Raw genomic sequence first — 19,340 nt, 5'->3', positions numbered from 1 at the left:
CATCAACGGCACGCACGGTAGATGTAAAGGTCTGGATCGCCCGGCAGACGGCGAAGTTTCGATTAATTGCGGATCACGACGGAGAGGCAAGACAGGGTTATATGGCGCTCTTCATTGTGAGGAGGCACGCGCCCACCACCGCCAGTCACTTCCCCCGCCTTTCATTATGAACTTACGCTCTCTGTGTGCCCTCTCCCACTTACATTCAGTGAAAGTCAGAGGTAGGACGCCATGAGAGCACTTACGTATCACGGCGCGCACAGCGTCAAAGTCGACAACGTTGCGGATCCAGTCATCCAGGACAGCGATGACATCATTCTTCGAGTGACGGCAACCGCGATTTGCGGATCTGACCTTCACCTTTATCGAGGAAAGATTCCAACCGTCGAGCATGGCGATATTTTCGGTCATGAGTTCATGGGGATCGTCGAGGAGGCAGGTTCAGCGGTCACCGCCGTGCAGCCGGGCGACCGGGTTGTCATTCCCTTCGTCATTGCCTGCGGCAGCTGTTTCTTCTGCGCAATGGATCTGTTCGCGGCCTGCGAAACTACAAATACCGGGCGTGGAGCGATCTTGAATAAAAAGGCGATACCCCCGGGAGCCGCGCTGTTCGGATTCAGCCATATGTACGGCGGAGTGCCTGGCGGGCAGGCCGAATATGTGCGTGTACCGAAAGCCAACACCGGGCCGTTCAAAGTGCCAGGGACACTGCCGGATGAGAAAGTTCTTTTCCTCTCCGACATCCTCCCGACTGCGTATCAGGCTGTAACGAACGCGGGGATTGGCAACGGCTCCAGCATCGCCATTTATGGTGCGGGCCCTGTCGGTTTATTAAGTGCAGCCTGCGCGAGAATGCTCGGGGCCGACCAGATTTTCATGGTCGATCACCATCCTTACCGCTTGGCTTACGCGCAGAAAACATACGGCGTAATTCCCATCAACTTCGATGAAGACGACGACCCTGCAGATACGATCATTCGGCAAACCAAAGGAATGCGGGGAGTCGACGGCGTCGTGGACGCGGTCGGGTTTGAAGCAAAAGGCAGTACGACGGAAACGGTTCTAGCGACACTCAAGCTCGAGGGAAGTAGCGGCAAAGCTCTGCGCCAGTGTATTGCAGCTGTCAGACGTGGTGGCATTGTGAGTGTCCCTGGAGTCTATTCTGGATTCATACATGGATTCCTTTTCGGGGACGCGTTTGATAAGGGTCTGACTTTCAAAATGGGTCAAACCCACGTGCATCGCTTCCTGCCGGCGTTGCTCCATCACATCGAGGCAGGCCGCCTCTCACCGGAGGTCATCATCAGCCATCGTATGTCGCTGGAACAGGCTCCGGAGGGCTATAAAATTTTTGATAAAAAGGAAGAGGATTGCCGCAAGGTCATTCTGACGCCGGGCGATAGCGATGTGGCTCTACCGGAACACGATGTCAACACCACGGCGTTGGCCACGTAAATGTGTGAATAAAAGAAAGGACGTGAAATATCAAAAGATTGTGAGTCATCGGTGGGTCTTTGATTCGGGCCAGGGACCGATCGGCCGGGACGAAATTTTCCCCGTCCCGACCTGTTTGTCGCCGTTATATCTGACCACCGTTGCGCGCAGCGACGGCAACGGTGGTCGGTGAATCGGAAAGTGGAACAAAGCGTCGAGTGGCTCCATCCAGCGCATCGATGCAACCCGCCTCGATGTCATAGACCCAGCCATGCAAATTCAAACGTCCTTGCTCAAGCGCAAGCGCCACCGATGGATGAGTCCGCAGGTTTGCCAGTTGTGCGATCACGTTTTCACGAACGAGGCCATCGAGCTTGTCGCGTGGCGTATCGAACTCATGCGCCGCGTTGATCGCTTTCGCGGCGTCCGAGTGACGAAGCCAGTTGGCAACTGCCGGAAGATGATCCAGACACGTGCAGCGTGAAATCGCGCCCATCGCTCCGCAATCCGAGTGGCCGCAGATCACAATGTCCCGTACGCCGAGCACTGCAACCGCATATTCGACGGTGGCCGAAACACCACCGGGTTCAGGGCCATACGATGGCACAATGTTGCCGGCGTTGCGGATCACGAACAGCTCACCCGGCTCACGCTGTGTGAGCAGTTCAGGCACTACACGACTATCCGAGCACGTGACAAACAGCGCCTTTGGGTTTTGCTCTGTCGCGAGCTGCCTGAAAAGCTCGACACGTTGTGGATACACCTCGCGCTGAAACCGCAGAAAGCCATCAATAATGTCACGCATAAAGTCCTCCAAAGCCTGATTGCGGATGCTGAGACGAGCACTCGATGCCTTCGCGCCTCACTGGGTCGTGATTATCGCAGACGTTGCAGGCGAGTGCGCGACCTCACACCGCTCAAGCTTCGTTTCAAAACCTGTTAGGACCAAAACCCCCTGTGCGGTTCAGCCGCCTCTCCCTCCAGCATCGGCCCCAAGACGCTGACCTTGCGCTGCCCCTTGGCGAACACCTCGCGGCACGGCAGCGAGAACGTCGGATTTTCCGGATGGTCCCCCGTCAACCCCAGCAAGGCATGCTCCGACAAGGCATAGACCACACGCCCGATCCCCGTCCAATACACCGCGCCGGCGCACATGCAGCATGGCTCGGCGCTGGTGTACAGCGTGCACAGTTCCAATTCCTGCGGCGACAGCAGTTTTGCCGCTGCCGCCGCTGCCACCAACTCGGCGTGCTGCGTTGGATCACCTTCCGGGGGCATCGAGTTGTTCCCCGCTTCGACAATCACCTTGCCGTTGCGGTCGGCCACCAATGCCGCGAACGGATGGCGACCGCGTTGCTTCGATGCCTCGGACAAGGCAATGGTCTGGCGCAGTAACGTCAGATCAAGCGCGCTGACGCCGGCCGGGATGAGTTGAGCAAATTGATTCATGGGTAACTCCTGGGCAGTGGAATACAAAAGTCAGTCGGCCAGTTCAGCCGATGTAGCGCCGATGGTTTCGGTCGATTTTTTTTCATCGTTGAGCAGAACGTTGAGGACGATGGCGGTGATCGCTCCGAGGAAAATCCCGCTGTCGAGCACCAGTTTCAGGGTCGGGCCGACGTGTTCGAACAGCGTCGGAAAGGACATCGGCAGCACCCCGACACTCACTGACACGGCGACGATAATGCCGTTGCGCGTGCCCTCGAATTGCACCCGTGACAGTTCCTGAATCCCCGCCACCGTGGTCATGCCGAACATCACAATCGCGCAGCCACCGAGCACCGGCGTCGGCACTGCGGCGATCAACGCGCCGAGTTTCGGGAACAGGCCCATCAGCACCATGATTGCCCCGGCAGCGGCCACAACGAAGCGGCTTTTAACGTTGGAGAGCGCAATCAAGCCGGTGTTCTGAGTAAAGGCGTTGTAAGGAAAGCTGTTGAACAAGCCACCGAGCATGGTCGACAAGCCATCGGCGCGGAATGCGTTGCCGAGGGTCTGTTGCGTGGTCGGTTTGCCGGTCAATTTGCCGATCGCCAGACAGTTGCCGGTGGTCTCGGCCATGATGACCAGCATCGCCAGGGTCATGATCAGAATCGGCACCGGCGCGAATTCCGGCGCGCCGAATGCCATCGGCGCACTTAGCTCAAACCACGCCGCTTCGCTGACCCGATTGAAGTGAGTCATGCCGCAAACCGCTGCGATCAGGCTGCCGACAAACAGGCCAATCAGTACGCTGAGGTTGCCGATGAAGCCCTTGAATCTGGCGTAGATCACCAGGGTCACACTGACCGTGGCCAAACCCAGCAACAGGTTGGCGGGATTGCCAAAATCTGCCGAATCGGGATTGCCACCGCCCAGCCAGATCGCCGCTGCCGGCATCAGCGAGATGCCGATAATGGTGATCAGACTGCCAATCACCACCGGCGGAAAAAACCGCAGCAAGCGGCTGAACACCGGTGCCAGCGCAACGGTGATAAAACCCGCCGCGATCACCGCACCGAAAATCTGGCTGAGACCGAACTCCCTGCCGATCATGATCATCGGCGCCAAGGCAATGAACGAGCAGCCCTGAATCAGCGGCAGGCGGGCGCCGAACTTCCAGAAACCGAGGGTTTGAATCAGCGTCGCCACACCAGAGGTCAACAGGTTGGCGTTGATCAGCAACACGACTTGCGCCGAGGTCAGCCCCATCTCGCTGCCAAGAATCAGCGGCACCGCCACCGCTCCCGCGTACATCACCAGAACATGCTGCAAGCCAAACGTGAACAACTGGCGCAGTGGCAAAACCTCGTCCACCGGATGAATGCGTTGTGTGGTCATTTCACACGCTCCTGAAGGTGCGGCATCTGTTGAGATTGCGGGCATGCCCAGGGCGTTTGAAGGTGGATCCGCCCCGGAGATTGTTTGACGCGGGGCCATATTTGAACGTTTATTGCGATGAAACAAATTAGCAACCATCGCTTTTTTCGATGGCACGAATCTGGCATTCGTTAGCCGCTCCAAACCTTCATTTTCGAACCGGGAGTTCAACGCTTGCGCTTCTCACTCGATCAACTGTTGATGTTCGTCCAAGTGGTCAAAAGCGGATCGTTTTCCGCCGCCGGGCGCAAACTGGGCAAGACTCAATCTACAATCAGCGCAGCGATTGCCAACCTCGAAACCGACCTTGGCGTCGACCTGTTCGACCGCAGCAACCGCAGCCCTGCCCTCACCGCCAGCGGCCACAAATTACTGGTGCAGGCCGAAGCCGTGCTCGAACGCTGCATGACCTTCGAAGCCCACGCCGATTGTCTGTCGGACAACGTAGAACCCAGCCTGACACTGGCCATTGAAACGCCGTACGGCCCGATCATGCCGGTGCTCAAAGCCTTCGAAGCAGCCTTCCCCTTTGTCGACCTGATCATTCGTCATCCGGTCCATGGCGACGTCAGTGAACTGGTCAGCAGCGGCGAAGCGGTGCTCGGTGTGGCGTTCTCACAGCCAGGCTACCCCAAGGAGCTGGCGTTCCAGCAACTGGGCAAACTGATCATGCTGCACGTCTGCCATCCCCAGCACCCATTGGCGCAACTCGAAAACGTCACGTTCGAGGATCTGCACGTCCATCGCCGCCTGGCCTTCAGCGCCCACGCGAGCAAACTGCCGAGCAGCGAATATCTGCGTTCGACCCAGCTGTGGCAGGCCGAAAGTTATCTGGCGTTATTGGAAATGGTCCGCGCCGGACTCGGCTGGGCCACCCTGCCCCGCCAGCTCATTCAGCGTGAACTGGCCAAGGGTGAGCTGGTGGAACTGCAGCTCTCGGCGTATCCGCATACGGACTGGCAGATTGGTGTGGATTTGCTCTGGGCGCGGCAGCGGCCGCTGGGTAAGGCGGAGCGATGGCTGAAGGAGAAGTTGCAGGGCAACAAGGTGTATGAACTGGATCGCAACGGGCAGACCACCACGCTTTGAGGTCAATGCAGATGGAACGAGTCGCCTTATGCCTGCCCGAAGCTTTACCAATCCCCTGCTTCAGATTTGCGATAAACCACCATCGACCATCAGCTCCACGCCGTTCACGTATCTGGCGTCGTCCGAGGCGAGAAACAGTGCTGCGCTGGCAATTTCTTCGGGTTGCGCCATGTAGCCCAATGGCGTGATTTGCTCGACGTGCTGGCGCAGCGCGGCGATGTCGCTCTCGCTCATTTTCAGCCCGTTGTCCATCAGCGGTGTGCGGGTGAAGCCAGGACTCAACACGTTTGCGCGGATTTTGCGGTCCTTGAGTTCATTGGCCCACGTCCGTGCAAACGATCGGACCGCTGCCTTCGACGCGTTGTACAGACTCAATCCTTCCATGCCGTTGCTGGAGCAGATTGAGGCAGTCAAGACGATGGACGAAACGTCTTTCATCAACGGAAGAAGCGTTTGAACGCTGAAGAAAACGCCTTTCACGTTCACGTCGAACATGGCGTAGTAAGCAGCCTCGCTGGTCTCTCCGAGCGGATTTTTCTCACAGATCCCGGCATTTGCGAACACTGCGTCCAGCCGATCGTCGCGCGTTTGGATTGTCGCTTTGAGCGCGTCGAGATCAGCCTGACGCGAGACATCGGAAACCACCGCGACAGCTTTGTCGCCGAGTCTGGCAACTGCCGCCTCCAGCCTGTCTGCTGCCCGTGCAGTGATGTAAACGCGTTTGGCGCCCTCGGCGATCAAGGCTTGCGCGATGGAAAACCCGATCCCTGTGGAACCGCCGGTCACGACGGCAACCTGATCACTGAATTTACCTGACATGTCTGACTCCTCGGTCGTTGATGAAGGGAATGTCTGAAACGACCTGCCCATGGTGAGCGTCATCGCAGCGGCGCGGCACTGACACGAATGAACGTTGGCCGTGCAGTTTTGTAAGGCGAAAACGCAGGAGCGATTCCCTAAATTGGGACCCGGCGACCTGACCCGGGCAGGCGCGAAGCCTTGCCCTTCGGTCGTCGTCAAACCTGAGTTCCCTACAGGATGCCTGTCATGTCTCGAATCGAAATCGAAGTGCCCGAACCCCGGCGCTGGTTGATGTTTGCCATATTGCTCGTCGGTGCGTTTCTGCCGCCCCTGGATTTTTTTATCGTCAACGTCGCCCTCCCCTCGATACAAGAGGATCTGGGGACAGCCTCCTCTGCCGAGCAGTTGGTGATTTCTTCCTATGCAACGCTCTATGCCGTGACGCTTATTACCGGCGGGCGACTCGGCGATCTGTACGGCCGCGGGAGGATGTTTTTCCTTGGTCTGCTGGGTTTCGCCGCCGCGTCGCTGATGTGCGGCCTGGCGGTTTCGCCGTGGATCCTCATCCTCGGACGCGCCTTGCAGGGTGTGACCGCCGCCGTCATGGCCCCTCAGGCACTTGCATCGGTGCAGGCGATTTTCCCAGTGTCGGAAAGACCATTGGCATTGAGCATTTACGGGGCCGTATTTGGACTGGCGTCTGTGATCGGTCAGGCACTGGGCGGCTTTTTGATTGAGGTCGACGTGTTGGGCATGGGATGGCGCGCGATCTTCCTGGTCAACCTGCCGATCGCGTTGCTGGTGATTGCGTTCGGCATCCGTGTGCTCAAAGAAACCCGTGCGCAGCACGCGAGCAAGCTGGATCTGGTGGGCACTGCGTTGTCGATGCTGACCCTGACCACCCTGGTCGTGCCATTGATTGAAGGCCGCGAGGCCGGATGGCCGTGGTGGGCATGGCTGTCGCTGGCCGCCAGCCCCGTGCTGGCGGTAGTGTTCTGGCGCTACGAGAGCTGTTTGCACCGGGCCGGAGGAACTCCCATCCTCGCCCCGGCCGTACTGAATGCACCGGGCCTGGGGCGAGCGCTTCTGGTCGCGCTTTGCTTCTATTCAATCGGTGTGTTTTTTCTGATGTTTTCGATGTACATGCAAAGCGCATTGCATATGAGCGCACTGCATGCCGGCCTGATCTTTCTGCCGTTTGGCGCGGGATTTCTGCTCGGTCCCCTGTCGGTTCCGCTCCTCAGGCGCGTCCTCGGGGGCTACGTGAATCCGCTAGGCATGGGGCTGGAAGTGGTCGGGTTACTATGGCTGGGCTGGCTCGTGTCAGTGACACCGACTACCCTCGCCCCGCCCTTCACTTCCTTGACGGTCATCCTGTTCCTGATCGGTCTGGGACAGGGGCTGGGCCTGCCGACGTTGATGCGCATGGTCACGGGCCGGGTAGCGCCGGCGTATGCCGGGATGATCGCAGGCATTACCAGCGCAACGCTGCAGATCAGCACATCGCTGAGCGTCGCACTGATTGGCGGTGTGTTTTATACCTTGCTCGGAGAACCGGCGACGGCGGTCAGCATCACTCATGCGTTCACGATCGCTGTTCTGTGCATCGTCGTTTGCCTGGCCGTAGGGGCAGCGATAAGCCTGACGTTAGCGCGCGAGCCAGCGACGGTAGCGCAAGCCTCGGCTGTACGCCCGACCTGAGGCGCGCTACCCCGCACCGATCATGTTGGAGGCAAGGTCAGCCAGTGCGCGCAGCCGGTCCATCTGGCGCATGTCCTGGTGATACCCCATCCAGATGTCCCGCCCTGGCGGTGGCTCGTGCTCATCCAGCAGTCGCAGTCCCGGCACGGAGTCGCCTAGGACGCGGGGCAACACCGCAACACCCAGCCCCTTCGCGCACATCTGTGCCTGAACCGTACGGCTGCTGCTGGTGAACACGGTGCGGGCCAGCGGATAGCGTTGCTGCAGCCATTGCACGTCCGGGTAATGGGCCTGGGCGATGTTCATCAGGATCAGGCCAAGCCCCTCGCCGTCCGGCTGCGGCGCCGGGGCATGCAAAGCCGCGTATAGGCCGTACGACAGAGTTGTCAGCTTGCGGTGCACTATGTCGGGTTCGGTGAAAGGCACGATCCGGAAAGCGATGTCGGCATCCCGGCGGGCAAGGTCGAACAGTCGATGCCCGGCGATGACTTCGGGAACGATCAACGGGTAGCGGTGCACCAGTTCGCTGAGAACCGGCGACAAAACATGACAGGCGAACCAGTCGGCTGAGGATATCCGCAACAGGCCTTCAGGCTGATCACCATGCCCCGCCAGACGCCGCTCGATGGCCAACGCGCTGTGTTCCATGTCCTGCGCCAGACCGAGAATCCTCTCGCCACTGTCCGTGAGCACCAGCCCTTGAGCGGTCCGCAGGAAAAAGGCTTGCCCACTGGTTTGTTCAAGCACCTGCAAGCGCCGTCCGACCGTTGGGTGACTGACCCCCAACTCCCTGGCGGCTCCGCCCAGCGAGCCGCTGCGGGCAATCGCCAGGAAGATCCGCATGTCACTCCAGTCCATGCCCTCGCCCCGTACAAAAATGAACATTGAGTGGTCAGCTTATAGTTCAAGTAGATGGCTGTTCATGAATATCGATTCAATCAGCCGATCTGATCAGCCTCGCGACAATGACTTCAAGCGCTCCACCAGCGCGGCTTCGAAAATGATGTACAGCCTCTCGGCATCGCCGGCACGCAAAGCCCCGCCGGTTTCCAGTCCCAGCACGAAACCATCCGCCCGCGCCCCTGCCTTGACAGCAATGATCATCGAGTCTGCCCGGACAATCTGCGCCAGCAGCCGGTCCGCTTCTCGCTGAATCTTGTCGCCCAACACCACGCCTTCCACATCGCCACCCAATACGTTCAATTAGACATCCAGTACATGACCGCGATAACCGCTGAAACCCAGATGATGGTCAATACAATCGAGTAACCAGCCAGTTGCTTGTCCATTTTCACCACGGCATCAATATGAATCTGAATGATGGGTCAGGATCGTCCGGCTCGCAACGGCAGCTCGTCCCCTTCATCCATCGCACTCCGGGTAAACGTCCGGACTCCGATTTGTAACAGAACCCCTTTCAGCAACAAGGGTCTGCTCTCTTAATACACCTCGGAAATCTATCCAATGTCCGCGCAACGCAGTCTCGTCATACTCGCTCGGGGCGGATACGCCGCTCGCGGAGTGCTTTATTTGATCATCGGCATATTCGCGTTATTGGCAGCCCATGATTCGACAAAACCCAAGGACAGTCACAAGAGTCTGGAAGCCTTGCTGAGCCAGCCGTTCGGCTATTTTCTGGTGGGCCTTGTGGTGGCGGGTCTGCTTGCGTTTGCAGCCTGGCGTGTCCTGCAAGCGATACGCGATGTCGATCATCACGGCACGCAGCTCAAAGGTCTGGTGATTCGTGCAGGCCTGTTTGCAGGAGGTCTGGTCAACGGTGCTCTGGCGTTTTTTGCATTGGGACTGCTTGTGAGCGGTAGCCGCCGTTCGAGCCATTCCGCAGAGCAGACCAAAGACTGGCTGGCGCATCTTTTGTCGTGGGAACACTCGAATCTATTGTTGTACCTGATTGCGCTCATTCCGCTGGGGGTTGGCGTTGCTCACATCATCAAGGGATGGAAGGCCTCGTTCGAGAAGTATTTTGAGGCCGACGAAGAGGTCATGCGCTATGTCCGTCCGGTGTCTCGCTTCGGTCTGATCGCACGCGGCGTCGTGTTTATGGAGATTGCTTTGCTGCTGGCCGTCAGCGGTTCCGCTTATCAAGCCATGGACCCGCCTGGCATGAAGGAAGCGCTGGACGCGCTGCAGAATCTGCCCGCCGGATGGCTTGTCCTGATGGTGATGGCCCTGGGGCTGATTGCCTTCTCGGTTTACAGTTTCTCGGAAGCGTGTTGGCGCAAGATCAATATGGATGTGCTTCAGTAACTGAAGTCATGCCCCAACTCACGCTGCATCCATTCCAGAAAACGCCTCACCCGTGGAAACCCCGCATGCGCCTTCGGGAAAACCAGGTGGTGTGCGGTGATCGGGGCGCTCAACCCGGGAATGACTTCGACCAACTCGCCGCGCGCCAGGTAGTCCTGCGCCAGCAGCGTGCTTTCCAATGCAAATCCAAGCCCGTGGCTGGCAGCCTCGAGGGTCATGTAGGAGCGGTCAAAGCTCAAGGTGTAGGGGCTTTCAGGGCGCGACAGCCCGTGTTGAGCAAACAGTTGCGGCCACTTGATCAGCGTCGCTTCCGACAGGATCAGGTTGCAGTCCAGCAAGTCGGCGACGGCGCGGATCGGGCGTTTTTCCAGAAGTTTGGGCGATGCGAGGACCGCGATTTTTTCGTTGCGCAGCGTACGCACTTCGAAACTTGGCCAGTTCGGCATGCCGTGGCGGATGTCCACGTCGATCTTGTCCCGACTGAAGTGCAGCGATTCATAGGAGCATGAGAGATTGAGCTGAATGTCGGGATGGCTCTCGCGAAACTGTTCCAGGCGCGGCATCAGCCACAACAGGCCGAAGCTGGGTGATGAATGCAATCGCAGACAGTCGAGGCTGACATCACTGGTCGCGCGCTCTGTTGCCACCGCCAGGCTGTGCAGGATGCCGGATATCTCGGACAGGTATTGCTCGCCCACGGGCGTCAACGTCACTCCCCTGGCCGTTCTGAGGAACAACTGCCGCCCGATCATCGCCTCGAGCTTGGCCAGTTGGTGACTGACTGCCGAGGGCGTCAGGTCCAGCACTTCGGCCGCACGCGCGACGTTGCCAAAGCGCGCAGTTTGCTCAAAGGCCTGAATGGCTTTCAGGGGTGGCAGGATTGGCGGTGCTTCGCCAGATGAACTCATGATGTGGGTTGTTCCGCTGCAAGTGGCTGAGGCCGGGCGTTCGACTATTCAAACACCGCAACCGCATGTTGGCGAGTGCTGAATTTTTTTCAGCATCCAGTGAAGTTTGCGTTATTGCTCAGGGTCGTTGCGGGAGACAAGCTGAGTCATCGGTTCTGCACGGACCGACTCAATAACAACAATCAGAGGTTTTCTCCCATGCTTCTTCAAGGCAAAGTCGCGATCATCACAGGTGCTGCCTCCGCACGTGGTATCGGCCGCGCGACAGCTACGACCTTCGCTCAACATGGCGCCCGGGTGGTGATTCTGGATCTGGACGCATCCGCTGCCCGCGATGCCGCTGCCTCTTTGGGCGAGGGTCATCTCGGCCTGGCTGCCAACGTCGCCGACGAGTCCCAGGTGCAGCAGGCTGTCGCCACCGTCATCGAACACTTTGGCCGGATCGACATACTGGTCAACAATGCCGGCATCACCCAACCCCTCAAGACCCTCGATATCCGCCCCGGTGATTACGACAAGGTGCTGGACGTCAGCCTGCGCGGTACGTTGCAGATGTCCCAGGCGGTAATTCCGCTCATGCGCCAGCAAGCCAGCGGCAGCATTGTGTGCATGTCTTCGGTTTCCGCGCAGCGCGGCGGCGGCATTTTTGGCGGGCCTCATTACAGCGCCGCCAAGGCCGGTGTGCTGGGCCTGGCCAAGGCCATGGCGCGTGAGCTGGGGCCGGACAACGTACGCGTCAACTCCATCGCCCCCGGCCTGATTCACACCGACATTACTGGCGGCCTGATGCAGGACGAGCGCCGCCACGCGATCATCGACGGCATTCCGTTGGGTCGCCTGGGCGAGGCGCAGGATGTGGCCAATGCGGCGCTGTTCCTGGCCAGCGACTTGTCCTCCTATCTGACTGGCATCACCCTGGATGTGAACGGCGGCATGCTGATTCACTGACACACGTGGCGGGCCTCGCGGCCCGTGCGGTTCTGGATCGATGATACGGCCGGGCAGACTTGCCCGGCGGTCAATAAAAACAAGAGATCAGACCATCATGACTACCCTGTCGCTCGAAGCCGTTTCGGCGGTGCGTTCCAACGCCTACCGTAAAACCGCCTGGCGCCTGATGCCGTTCCTGATGCTGTGCTACCTGTGCGCCTACCTCGATCGCGTCAACGTCGGCTTTGCCAAACTGCAAATGATGAACGATCTGGCGCTCAGCGAAACAGTCTACGGGCTGGGCGCGGGCATGTTCTTCATCGGCTACTTTCTCTGCGAAGTGCCCAGCAACATCATCCTGCACAAGGTCGGCGCGCGAGTCTGGATCGCGCGCATCATGATCACCTGGGGCATTGTCTCCGCCCTCTTCGCCTTCGTCGAAACCGCCTGGCAGTTCTACGCCCTGCGCTTTCTGCTGGGCATTGCCGAAGCCGGCCTGGCGCCGGGGCTGCTGCTGTACCTCACCTACTGGTTTCCGTCCTACCGGCGTGCGCGCATGACGGTGTTGTGGTTCATCGCTATCCCGCTGTCGGGCATGGTCGGCGGCCCGCTCTCCGGCTGGATCATGAACCACTTCGCCGGTATGCACGGCTGGGCCGGCTGGCAATGGATGTTTGTGCTGGAGGCTGTGCCTACGGTGGTTGTCGGACTGTTGGTGCTCAGCTATCTCAAGGATGGCGTGCATCAGGCCAGTTGGCTCAACGACGACGAAAAAGCCCTGATCACCCGTGAGCTGGCGGAGGATGACCAGCAGAAAGTGACGCATGCGTCCGTGGGCGAATTCATTCGTGACCGTCGCCTCTGGCTGCTCGCGGGGATCTATTTCTGTGTGGTGATGGGACAGTACGCAATTACCTTCTGGCTGCCGACCCTTGTGCGTAATGCCGGGGTCTCCGATCCGATGAAAATCGGCTTGCTGACCAGCCTGCCGTACCTCTGTGCCATCGCCGCCATGTTGCTGGTCGGACGCAGTGGCGACAAACATCGCGAACGCCGCTGGCACCTGATCGTGCCGATGATCGCCGGGGCCATCGGCCTGACCCTCGCGGCGCTGATGGGAGGCAATGTGATGCTGTCCATTCTCAGTCTGTGCCTGGCGGCTTCCGGCATCCTGTCCGCGACCTCGCTGTTCTGGATGCTCCCCACCACGCTGCTTGGTGGTGTCTCCGCTGCGGCAGGCATCGCCGCCGTCAACAGCTTCGCCAACCTTGCCGGCTTCTGCTCGCCCTACCTGATTGGCTGGATAACCACCCTCACTGGCTCCAGCGCTATCGGCATGTATCTGATCACCGGCGTGCTGCTGGTCGGCGCCTCGCTGGTCCTGCGCATTCCCGCTGCCTTGGTCAATCGTTGATTCACAGGAGAATTCACCATGACTGCCAACCTTTCATTCACAACACCCCAGACGCTGGCCGAGCGCGCCCACAACATCCGCCGCCATGCCTTGCGCATGGGCCAGGTGCAAGGCCAGGGCTATGTCGGCCAGGCCCTCGGTGCGGCGGACCTGCTCGCGGTCGCCTACTTCCATGCGCTGAGTTATCGTCCCGAAGACCCGGCGTGGGAGCCGCGTGATCGTTTCTATCTGTCGATCGGTCACTATGCGATTGCGCTGTACGCGGCGCTGATCGAAGCCGAGATCATCCCGCTCGATGAGCTTGAAACCTACGGCTCGGATGACAGCCGATTGCCGATGTCGGGCATGGCCGCCTACACGCCGGGCATGGAAATCACCGGTGGCTCGCTGGGTCAGGGGCTGGGCATCGCGGTCGGCGCCTGCCTGGGCCTCAAGCGCAAGGGCTCGACATCGTTCGTCTACAACCTGCTGTCGGACGGCGAGCTGAACGAAGGCTCGACCTGGGAAGCCGTGATGTCGGCCTCGCACTGGAAGCTCGACAACCTGATCGCCATCGTCGACGTCAACAATCAGCAAGCGGACGGCCATTCCAGCGAGATCCTGTCGTTCGAACCCATCGTGGATCGCTGGAAAGCGTTTGGCTGGTTCACCCAGCGCGTCGACGGCAACGACCTGGACGCACTGGTCGAAGCCTTCGATGCCGCCCGCCACCACCCCGGCACTCAGCCACGGGTGATCATCTGCGACACCACCATGGGCAAAGGTGTGCCCTTCCTCGAAAACCGCGAAAAGACCCATTTCATCCGTGTGGACGAACACGAATGGGATCTGGCACTGACCACGCTTGAAGAAGGAAAAAACCAATGAGCAACGCCGCCAACACACCGACCTCGACTGGCGAACCGATCAAGAAGCGCCTGACCACCTCGGCGATGATTGCCTCGATTGCCTCTGAAGGCCAAGCCACCCGCTCAGCACCTTTTGGCCATGCATTGGCTGCACTGGCGGATCAGCGTCCGGACATCGTCGGCCTCTCCGCTGACCTGTCCAAGTACACCGACCTGCACATTTTCGCCAAGGCCCACCCGGATCGTTTCTATCAGATGGGCATGGCCGAACAGTTGCTCATGAGTGCGGCCGCAGGCATGGCCCGCGAAGGATTCGTGCCGTTCGCGACCACGTATGCGGTGTTCGCCTCGCGTCGCGCCTATGACTTCATCTGCATGGCCATTGCCGAGGAAAACCTCAACGTCAAAATCGTTTGCGGATTGCCCGGCCTCACCACCGGTTACGGCCCCAGCCACCAGGCCACCGATGACCTGGCGATCTTTCGGGCGATGCCCAACCTGATGATCGTCGACCCTTGTGATGCCTTGGAAATCGAACAGGCCGTGCCCGCCATTGCCGCGCATCAGGGGCCGGTCTACATGCGGCTGCTGCGCGGCAACGTGCCGCTGGTACTGGATGAGTACGGCTATCAATTCGAGATCGGCAAGGCCAAGACCCTGCGCACCGGCAACGATGTCCTGATCATCTCGACCGGATTGATGACCATGCGCGCATTGGAGGCCGCCAAGGCGCTGCAGACCGATGGCGTCGATGTTGCGGTGCTGCATGTGCCGACGATCAAACCGCTGGATGAACAGACCATTCTCGCCGAGGCCCGCAAGTCTGGCCGGCTGGTGGTTACCGCAGAAAACAGCTCGATTATTGGCGGACTGGGTGAAGCGGTTGCCGGGGTACTGCTGCGCAACGGAGTGACGCCGACGTTCAGGCAGATCGCGTTGCCTGACGCGTTCCTCGACGCCGGCGCACTGCCGACACTGCATGATCGCTATGGCATTTCCACCGACGCCGTCTGCGCGCAAATCAAGTCCTGGCTTTGATTGCTGGCTGATCGGGGCGCTTACGGATGAGCGGCCCGATCAGATGGATTCTCCTGGCCGATCCGCCTGGCATCCCTTCGAACCGCCTGCGGCGGAACGCCAAACCCTCGCATGAATACTTCGCGCATGTGGCGACGGTCTCGAAACCCCGTTTCCTTCGCCACGCGGTCCAGACTGTGACGACTTTGCTCGATCATCACGCGAGCGGCCTCCAGACGCAGGCTTTCAACAGCCTTGGCCGGTGACTGGCCTGTCTCGGCAGTAAACACCCGGGTGAATTGTCTTGGGCTCAAGTGCACGACGTCGGCAAGTTCCTCCACGCTGAGCGGGCGGTCCAGGTGCGTGCGCGCATACTCCAGCGCACTTTGAATACGGTCCGACTTTGGAGCAAGCGTAAGCAGTTCCGAATGCTGGGATTGCCCACCCGAACGCCGTTGATGCATGACCAGTTTGTGCGCCACCGACCTGGCCATGTCGGTGCCCAGATCCTTTTCCACCATGCCCAGCGCCATGTCCAGCGCGGCTGTCATGCCTGCCGACGTCCAGACGGGACCGTCGACGATGAAGATCCGGTCTTCCTCGACCTCGATTTTTGGATGCAGCTCACGGAGCTTGTTCGCATAGGCCCAGTGGGTGGTCGCCCTTCGATCGTCCAGAACCCCAGCCTGCGCCAGAACGAACGAGCCGGTGCACAGACCTGCTGTGCGTCGGGCTCCATCGACGAAGGCGCGCACACTGGCCAACACTTCTTCATCTGGTGGATTCAACGGGGTCAGCGTACCGGTAATCATCCACGTGTCGGCCAATCCCGGGGCGCCCAGAGGGAGCGTGTCGATGTACATGCCCAACGAAGAACGCACGGTCCCACCACCGATCGAGAAGTTCTGGACCTTGTAGATCTCTTCCCCCGCAACGATGTTGGCGAACTCGAATACAGCCTGGGTTGCCAGGGACATCACCTGAAAACCTTCGGTAATCAGATAGCCGACGCGATGCATGACTGAACTCCTTTTTGAATGTCTTTAAACACTACCATATACGTCGTTTAAGACATCCACCACCTCCTTCATCATGGCTCCACACCCAACCCACGGAGCTTGATCATGTCGCAACAATACAAAGGCACTGCACTCATCACCGGCGCGTCCACCGGCATCGGCTCGATTTACGCCGAACACCTTGCCCGCCGGGGTTACGACCTGGTGCTGGTGGCGCGCAACCGCGAACGTCTGAACGCACTGGCCAGCCGCCTGACCAGCGAAACCCGGCAGAACATCGAAGTGTTGCAGGCCGATCTTGGCCGCCCCGAGGACCTCGCCAAGGTAGAACGCAAGTTGCGTGAGGACGCCAGCATCACTTTGCTGGTCAACAATGCCGGCATCGGCACCCATACCGGCCTGCTGGAGAGTGATGTAGAGCGAATGGCCGAGATGATCACGCTGAACGTCACCGCCCTCACCCGCCTGACCTACGCCGCGATTCCAGGTTTTGTCGCCCGCGAACGAGGCGCCGTGATCAATATTTCCTCGATCGTCAGCCTGGCGCCGGAGTTGCTCAACGGCGTGTACGGCGGCAGTAAGGCCTACGTCACCGCGTTCACCCAGTCCCTGCACAAGGAACTCTCGGATAAAGGCATCCGGATTCAGGCCGTCCTGCCCGGCGCAACCGCGACGGACTTCTGGCAAATCGGTGGATTGCCTGTCGAACATCTGGATCCGGGCATCGTGATGTCGGCCCAGGACCTGGTTGCCGGCGCCCTGCAGGATTTCGACAACGGCGTGCTGATCTCCATCCCCTCGATGCACGACCTGCAAGGTTACGAGCGTTACGAAGCCAGCCGCCAGGCCTTGTTCTCCGAGCTCTCGAGCAACCGGCTCGCACCGCGCTACAACGCCAACTGATCGCTATCAAAAGGATATGAATCATGAAACTCAGCGCTAACACGATCTTCATCACCGGCGGCACCTCCGGCATTGGCCGCGCTTTGGCCGAGGCATTTCACCAGCGCGGCAATCAGGTCATCATCGCGGGCCGTCGACAGGCCCTGCTGGATGAGATCGCCCGGGCCAATCCCGGTATCGACACGGTCCAGCTGGACATCAATGACCCGCAGCAAATCAAGGATGTCGCCCAGGAAGTCATACGCCGCCACCCCTCGCTGAACGTGATCATCAATAACGCCGGGATCATGCCGTTCGATAATCCAGCCTCGGGTGATTACGACGACGAACAGGCGGTGAGTCTTTTGCAAACCAACCTGCTCGGCCCGGTGCGTGTCAGCGCCGCATTCGTCGAGCACCTCAAGCGTCAACCCGAAGCCTTCATCATCAACAACAGCTCCGTGCTGGCCTATCTGCCACTGGCTGCGACAGCGTTGTACTCGGCGACGAAGGCGGCCATTCACTCCTACTCGCTGTCGCAACGCTTCACCCTGCGCGACACCCGCGTAAAAGTGCTGGAGATCGCGCCGCCATGGGTCGACACCGACCTGATTCACAAAAGCGGCGATGAACGCGCCATGCCGCTCGACGAATTCATTCGGGAAACCCTGGAAAAACTCGAAACGGCGACCACGGAAGTGTTGGTGGATCGGGTCGTCCCGTTGCGAGCCAACCAAGGCATTAATGAGCATGCGCTGATCAATCAGTTCAACCAGGCACTGGAGGAGAACCCGATTCCGGTCGCCTGAGTTGAAGCCATCTGTCGTCAAGGCTGCCAGCCCTCCCTGATGGAAGGCTGGCCGTTTTGTATTTTCCGCAAAATGCGGAAAGTCTTCCTGCGATCTGCTTCTGTCTGGAGAAGGTCTTCGTGCATAGCCTGTCACTGCCTTCTCGCGCTCACTGATTTATCGCGACTCGTGCTTGAAGGCTCCTCATATCACTGGCGCTCAAGGACTTGAACATGAACAGATTATTTAAAATCGCAGGCCTGGCCTTTGCGGTATCCGTAAGCGGCGTGGTCGTAGCGCAAAGTGATACGGGCAAAGGCGCCGCCATCGAACGTGTTTACGCGTTCAACGGGGCCATGCCGACAGGCGTGACGGTGACCGAAACCGGCCGTATCTTCGTGAACTTCCCCCGCTGGGGCGATGACGTGCCCTACACCGTTGCGGAAATTTCCAACGGTCAGCTTGTGCCCTACCCTGATCTGAAAACCAATGTCGCGGATCCGCGGAACCCGGCCAAGGGATTCATCAGCGTGCAAAGTGTGGTTGCCGACGGCAAAGGCCGCGTCTGGGTGCTCGACACGGCCGCACCGAAGTTTTCCGCGCCTCAGGCGGGCGGAGCCAAGCTGGTGGCGATCGACCTGGCCTCCGACAAAATCACAAAAACGATTGTGTTCCCTGACGACGTCATCCTGCCGACCACCTATGTCAATGACGTGCGCTTTGACTTCCGTACAGGCAAGGAAGGGACCGCCTACATTACCGACTCTTCGGTCAGCGGCCCTGGCGGCATCATCGTGGTCGATCTGGCGAGTGGCCAGGCAAGCCGCAAACTGACTGGTGCCCAATCCACCTCGGCCGACCCGTCCTTTATCCCGAAGGTTGAAGGCAAGCCCGCACTGGTGACGCGCGATGCTCAAGGCAAAACCGGCCTGTTGACGGTGGCGTCTGACGGTATTGCCCTGTCCAGTGATGGCAAGACGCTTTACTTCTGCCCGTTATCGAGCAGGCATCTGTACGCCGTGCCGACTGCCCTGTTGCGTGATCCGGGTGTGAGCGATGCCGAACTGGAAAAAGCCGTCGTCGACCTCGGTGAAAAAGGTGCTTCCGACGGTCTTGAAGCCGATGCCGACGGTGCCGTGTACGCCGGTGACTACGAGCACAACGCGATTCGCAAACGCCTGCCGGACGGTCGCTGGCAGACGCTGGTCGAAGACTCACGAGTGCTTTGGCCCGATACGTTGTCGATCGGCCCGGACGGCTATTTGTATTTCACCGCCAACCAGCTGCATCGCTCGGCAGGTTTTAATGACGGACAGGACAAACGCGTCAAACCGTACAGCCTGATGCGCGTCAAGATCGGCGCCAGGCCTGCAGCGACGTACTAA

Annotated in this window: 19 protein-coding genes; 11 read left to right on the top strand and 8 right to left on the bottom strand. The window is 59.5% G+C overall.

Annotation, left to right across the window (positions count from 1 at the left end; translation table 11 throughout):
- The first annotated feature begins 231 nt into the window (after positions 1–231).
- Positions 232–1,455, top strand: a complete 1,224-nt coding sequence (locus BMZ46_RS18170) for a zinc-dependent alcohol dehydrogenase (RefSeq protein ID WP_074690590.1) — start codon at positions 232–234, stop codon at positions 1,453–1,455.
- 124 nt (positions 1,456–1,579) lie between these two features.
- Here the strand turns inward: BMZ46_RS18170 and BMZ46_RS18165 are convergent, their stop codons facing one another.
- From BMZ46_RS18165 to BMZ46_RS18155, 3 genes are all read right to left on the bottom strand, one after another.
- Positions 1,580–2,239, bottom strand: coding sequence for a carbonic anhydrase (locus BMZ46_RS18165; RefSeq protein WP_011334144.1), 660 nt, complete (start codon positions 2,237–2,239; stop codon positions 1,580–1,582).
- Between the two features lie 134 nt (positions 2,240–2,373).
- Positions 2,374–2,883, bottom strand: coding sequence for a nucleoside deaminase (locus BMZ46_RS18160; protein WP_039768393.1), 510 nt, complete (start codon positions 2,881–2,883; stop codon positions 2,374–2,376).
- Between the two features lie 30 nt (positions 2,884–2,913).
- On the bottom strand, positions 2,914–4,254 hold the full coding sequence (locus BMZ46_RS18155; RefSeq protein ID WP_074690591.1) for a nucleobase:cation symporter-2 family protein: 1,341 nt from the start codon (positions 4,252–4,254) through the stop codon (positions 2,914–2,916).
- 213 nt (positions 4,255–4,467) lie between these two features.
- On the opposite strand from BMZ46_RS18155, the gene BMZ46_RS18150 reads away from it, so the two are divergent.
- The gene (locus tag BMZ46_RS18150; protein WP_074690592.1) at positions 4,468–5,382 is read left to right on the top strand and encodes a LysR family transcriptional regulator; all 915 of its coding nucleotides are present in this window, start codon (positions 4,468–4,470) and stop codon (positions 5,380–5,382) included.
- A gap of 60 nt (positions 5,383–5,442) precedes the next feature.
- Here the strand turns inward: BMZ46_RS18150 and BMZ46_RS18145 are convergent, their stop codons facing one another.
- Positions 5,443–6,201 carry an SDR family NAD(P)-dependent oxidoreductase gene (locus BMZ46_RS18145; protein WP_074690593.1) on the bottom strand — a complete coding sequence of 253 codons (759 nt, stop codon included), beginning with the start codon at positions 6,199–6,201 and terminating at the stop codon, positions 5,443–5,445.
- Positions 6,202–6,429: 228 nt separating this feature from the next.
- Between BMZ46_RS18145 and BMZ46_RS18140 the strand changes: the two genes are divergently transcribed.
- Positions 6,430–7,884, top strand: coding sequence for an MFS transporter (locus BMZ46_RS18140; RefSeq protein WP_074690594.1), 1,455 nt, complete (start codon positions 6,430–6,432; stop codon positions 7,882–7,884).
- A 6-nt stretch (positions 7,885–7,890) separates the two neighbouring features.
- Here the strand turns inward: BMZ46_RS18140 and BMZ46_RS18135 are convergent, their stop codons facing one another.
- Entirely contained in the window at positions 7,891–8,742 is an 852-nt protein-coding gene (locus BMZ46_RS18135; protein ID WP_074690691.1) for a LysR family transcriptional regulator, read from the bottom strand.
- Positions 8,743–8,835: 93 nt separating this feature from the next.
- Complete coding sequence (locus BMZ46_RS18130; protein ID WP_011334137.1) at positions 8,836–9,066, bottom strand: hypothetical protein; 231 nt, start codon at positions 9,064–9,066, stop codon at positions 8,836–8,838.
- A gap of 282 nt (positions 9,067–9,348) precedes the next feature.
- Between BMZ46_RS18130 and BMZ46_RS18125 the strand changes: the two genes are divergently transcribed.
- The gene (locus BMZ46_RS18125; RefSeq protein ID WP_011334136.1) at positions 9,349–10,149 is read left to right on the top strand and encodes a DUF1206 domain-containing protein; all 801 of its coding nucleotides are present in this window, start codon (positions 9,349–9,351) and stop codon (positions 10,147–10,149) included.
- Here BMZ46_RS18125 and BMZ46_RS18120 read toward each other — a convergent pair.
- Positions 10,143–11,057 carry a LysR substrate-binding domain-containing protein gene (locus tag BMZ46_RS18120; protein ID WP_011334135.1) on the bottom strand — a complete coding sequence of 305 codons (915 nt, stop codon included), beginning with the start codon at positions 11,055–11,057 and terminating at the stop codon, positions 10,143–10,145. The genes BMZ46_RS18125 and BMZ46_RS18120 overlap by 7 nt on opposite strands.
- Positions 11,058–11,255: 198 nt before the next feature.
- Here BMZ46_RS18120 and BMZ46_RS18115 point away from each other — a divergent pair, with 198 nt between their 5' ends.
- The 4 genes from BMZ46_RS18115 to BMZ46_RS18100 all read left to right on the top strand — a co-directional run bounded on the left by BMZ46_RS18115 (position 11,256) and on the right by BMZ46_RS18100 (position 15,287).
- Positions 11,256–12,005, top strand: coding sequence for an SDR family NAD(P)-dependent oxidoreductase (locus tag BMZ46_RS18115; RefSeq protein ID WP_039768387.1), 750 nt, complete (start codon positions 11,256–11,258; stop codon positions 12,003–12,005).
- Between the two features lie 97 nt (positions 12,006–12,102).
- Entirely contained in the window at positions 12,103–13,401 is a 1,299-nt protein-coding gene (locus BMZ46_RS18110; RefSeq protein WP_039768386.1) for an MFS transporter, read from the top strand.
- 18 nt (positions 13,402–13,419) lie between these two features.
- Positions 13,420–14,268 carry a transketolase gene (locus tag BMZ46_RS18105; protein ID WP_011334132.1) on the top strand — a complete coding sequence of 283 codons (849 nt, stop codon included), beginning with the start codon at positions 13,420–13,422 and terminating at the stop codon, positions 14,266–14,268.
- Positions 14,265–15,287, top strand: a complete 1,023-nt coding sequence (locus BMZ46_RS18100) for a transketolase family protein (RefSeq protein WP_011334131.1) — start codon at positions 14,265–14,267, stop codon at positions 15,285–15,287. The genes BMZ46_RS18105 and BMZ46_RS18100 overlap by 4 nt, the downstream gene beginning before the upstream one ends.
- A gap of 20 nt (positions 15,288–15,307) precedes the next feature.
- Here the strand turns inward: BMZ46_RS18100 and BMZ46_RS18095 are convergent, their stop codons facing one another.
- Positions 15,308–16,285 (bottom strand): GlxA family transcriptional regulator, encoded by a 978-nt coding sequence (locus BMZ46_RS18095; RefSeq protein WP_074690595.1) that lies wholly within the window; start codon positions 16,283–16,285, stop codon positions 15,308–15,310.
- A gap of 105 nt (positions 16,286–16,390) precedes the next feature.
- Between BMZ46_RS18095 and BMZ46_RS18090 the strand changes: the two genes are divergently transcribed.
- From BMZ46_RS18090 to BMZ46_RS18080, 3 genes are all read left to right on the top strand, one after another.
- Positions 16,391–17,188, top strand: coding sequence for an SDR family NAD(P)-dependent oxidoreductase (locus BMZ46_RS18090; RefSeq protein WP_039768382.1), 798 nt, complete (start codon positions 16,391–16,393; stop codon positions 17,186–17,188).
- A gap of 23 nt (positions 17,189–17,211) precedes the next feature.
- Positions 17,212–17,976, top strand: a complete 765-nt coding sequence (locus BMZ46_RS18085) for an SDR family oxidoreductase (RefSeq protein WP_011334128.1) — start codon at positions 17,212–17,214, stop codon at positions 17,974–17,976.
- A gap of 212 nt (positions 17,977–18,188) precedes the next feature.
- A complete protein-coding gene (locus BMZ46_RS18080) occupies positions 18,189–19,340 on the top strand; it encodes an L-dopachrome tautomerase-related protein (RefSeq protein ID WP_092163879.1) in 1,152 nt (383 codons plus the stop codon).

Source organism: Pseudomonas sp. NFIX49 (assembly GCF_900115915.1).
Lineage (GTDB): Bacteria > Pseudomonadota > Gammaproteobacteria > Pseudomonadales > Pseudomonadaceae > Aquipseudomonas > Aquipseudomonas pharyngis.
This window is presented reverse-complemented; position numbering and strand designations above follow the sequence as displayed.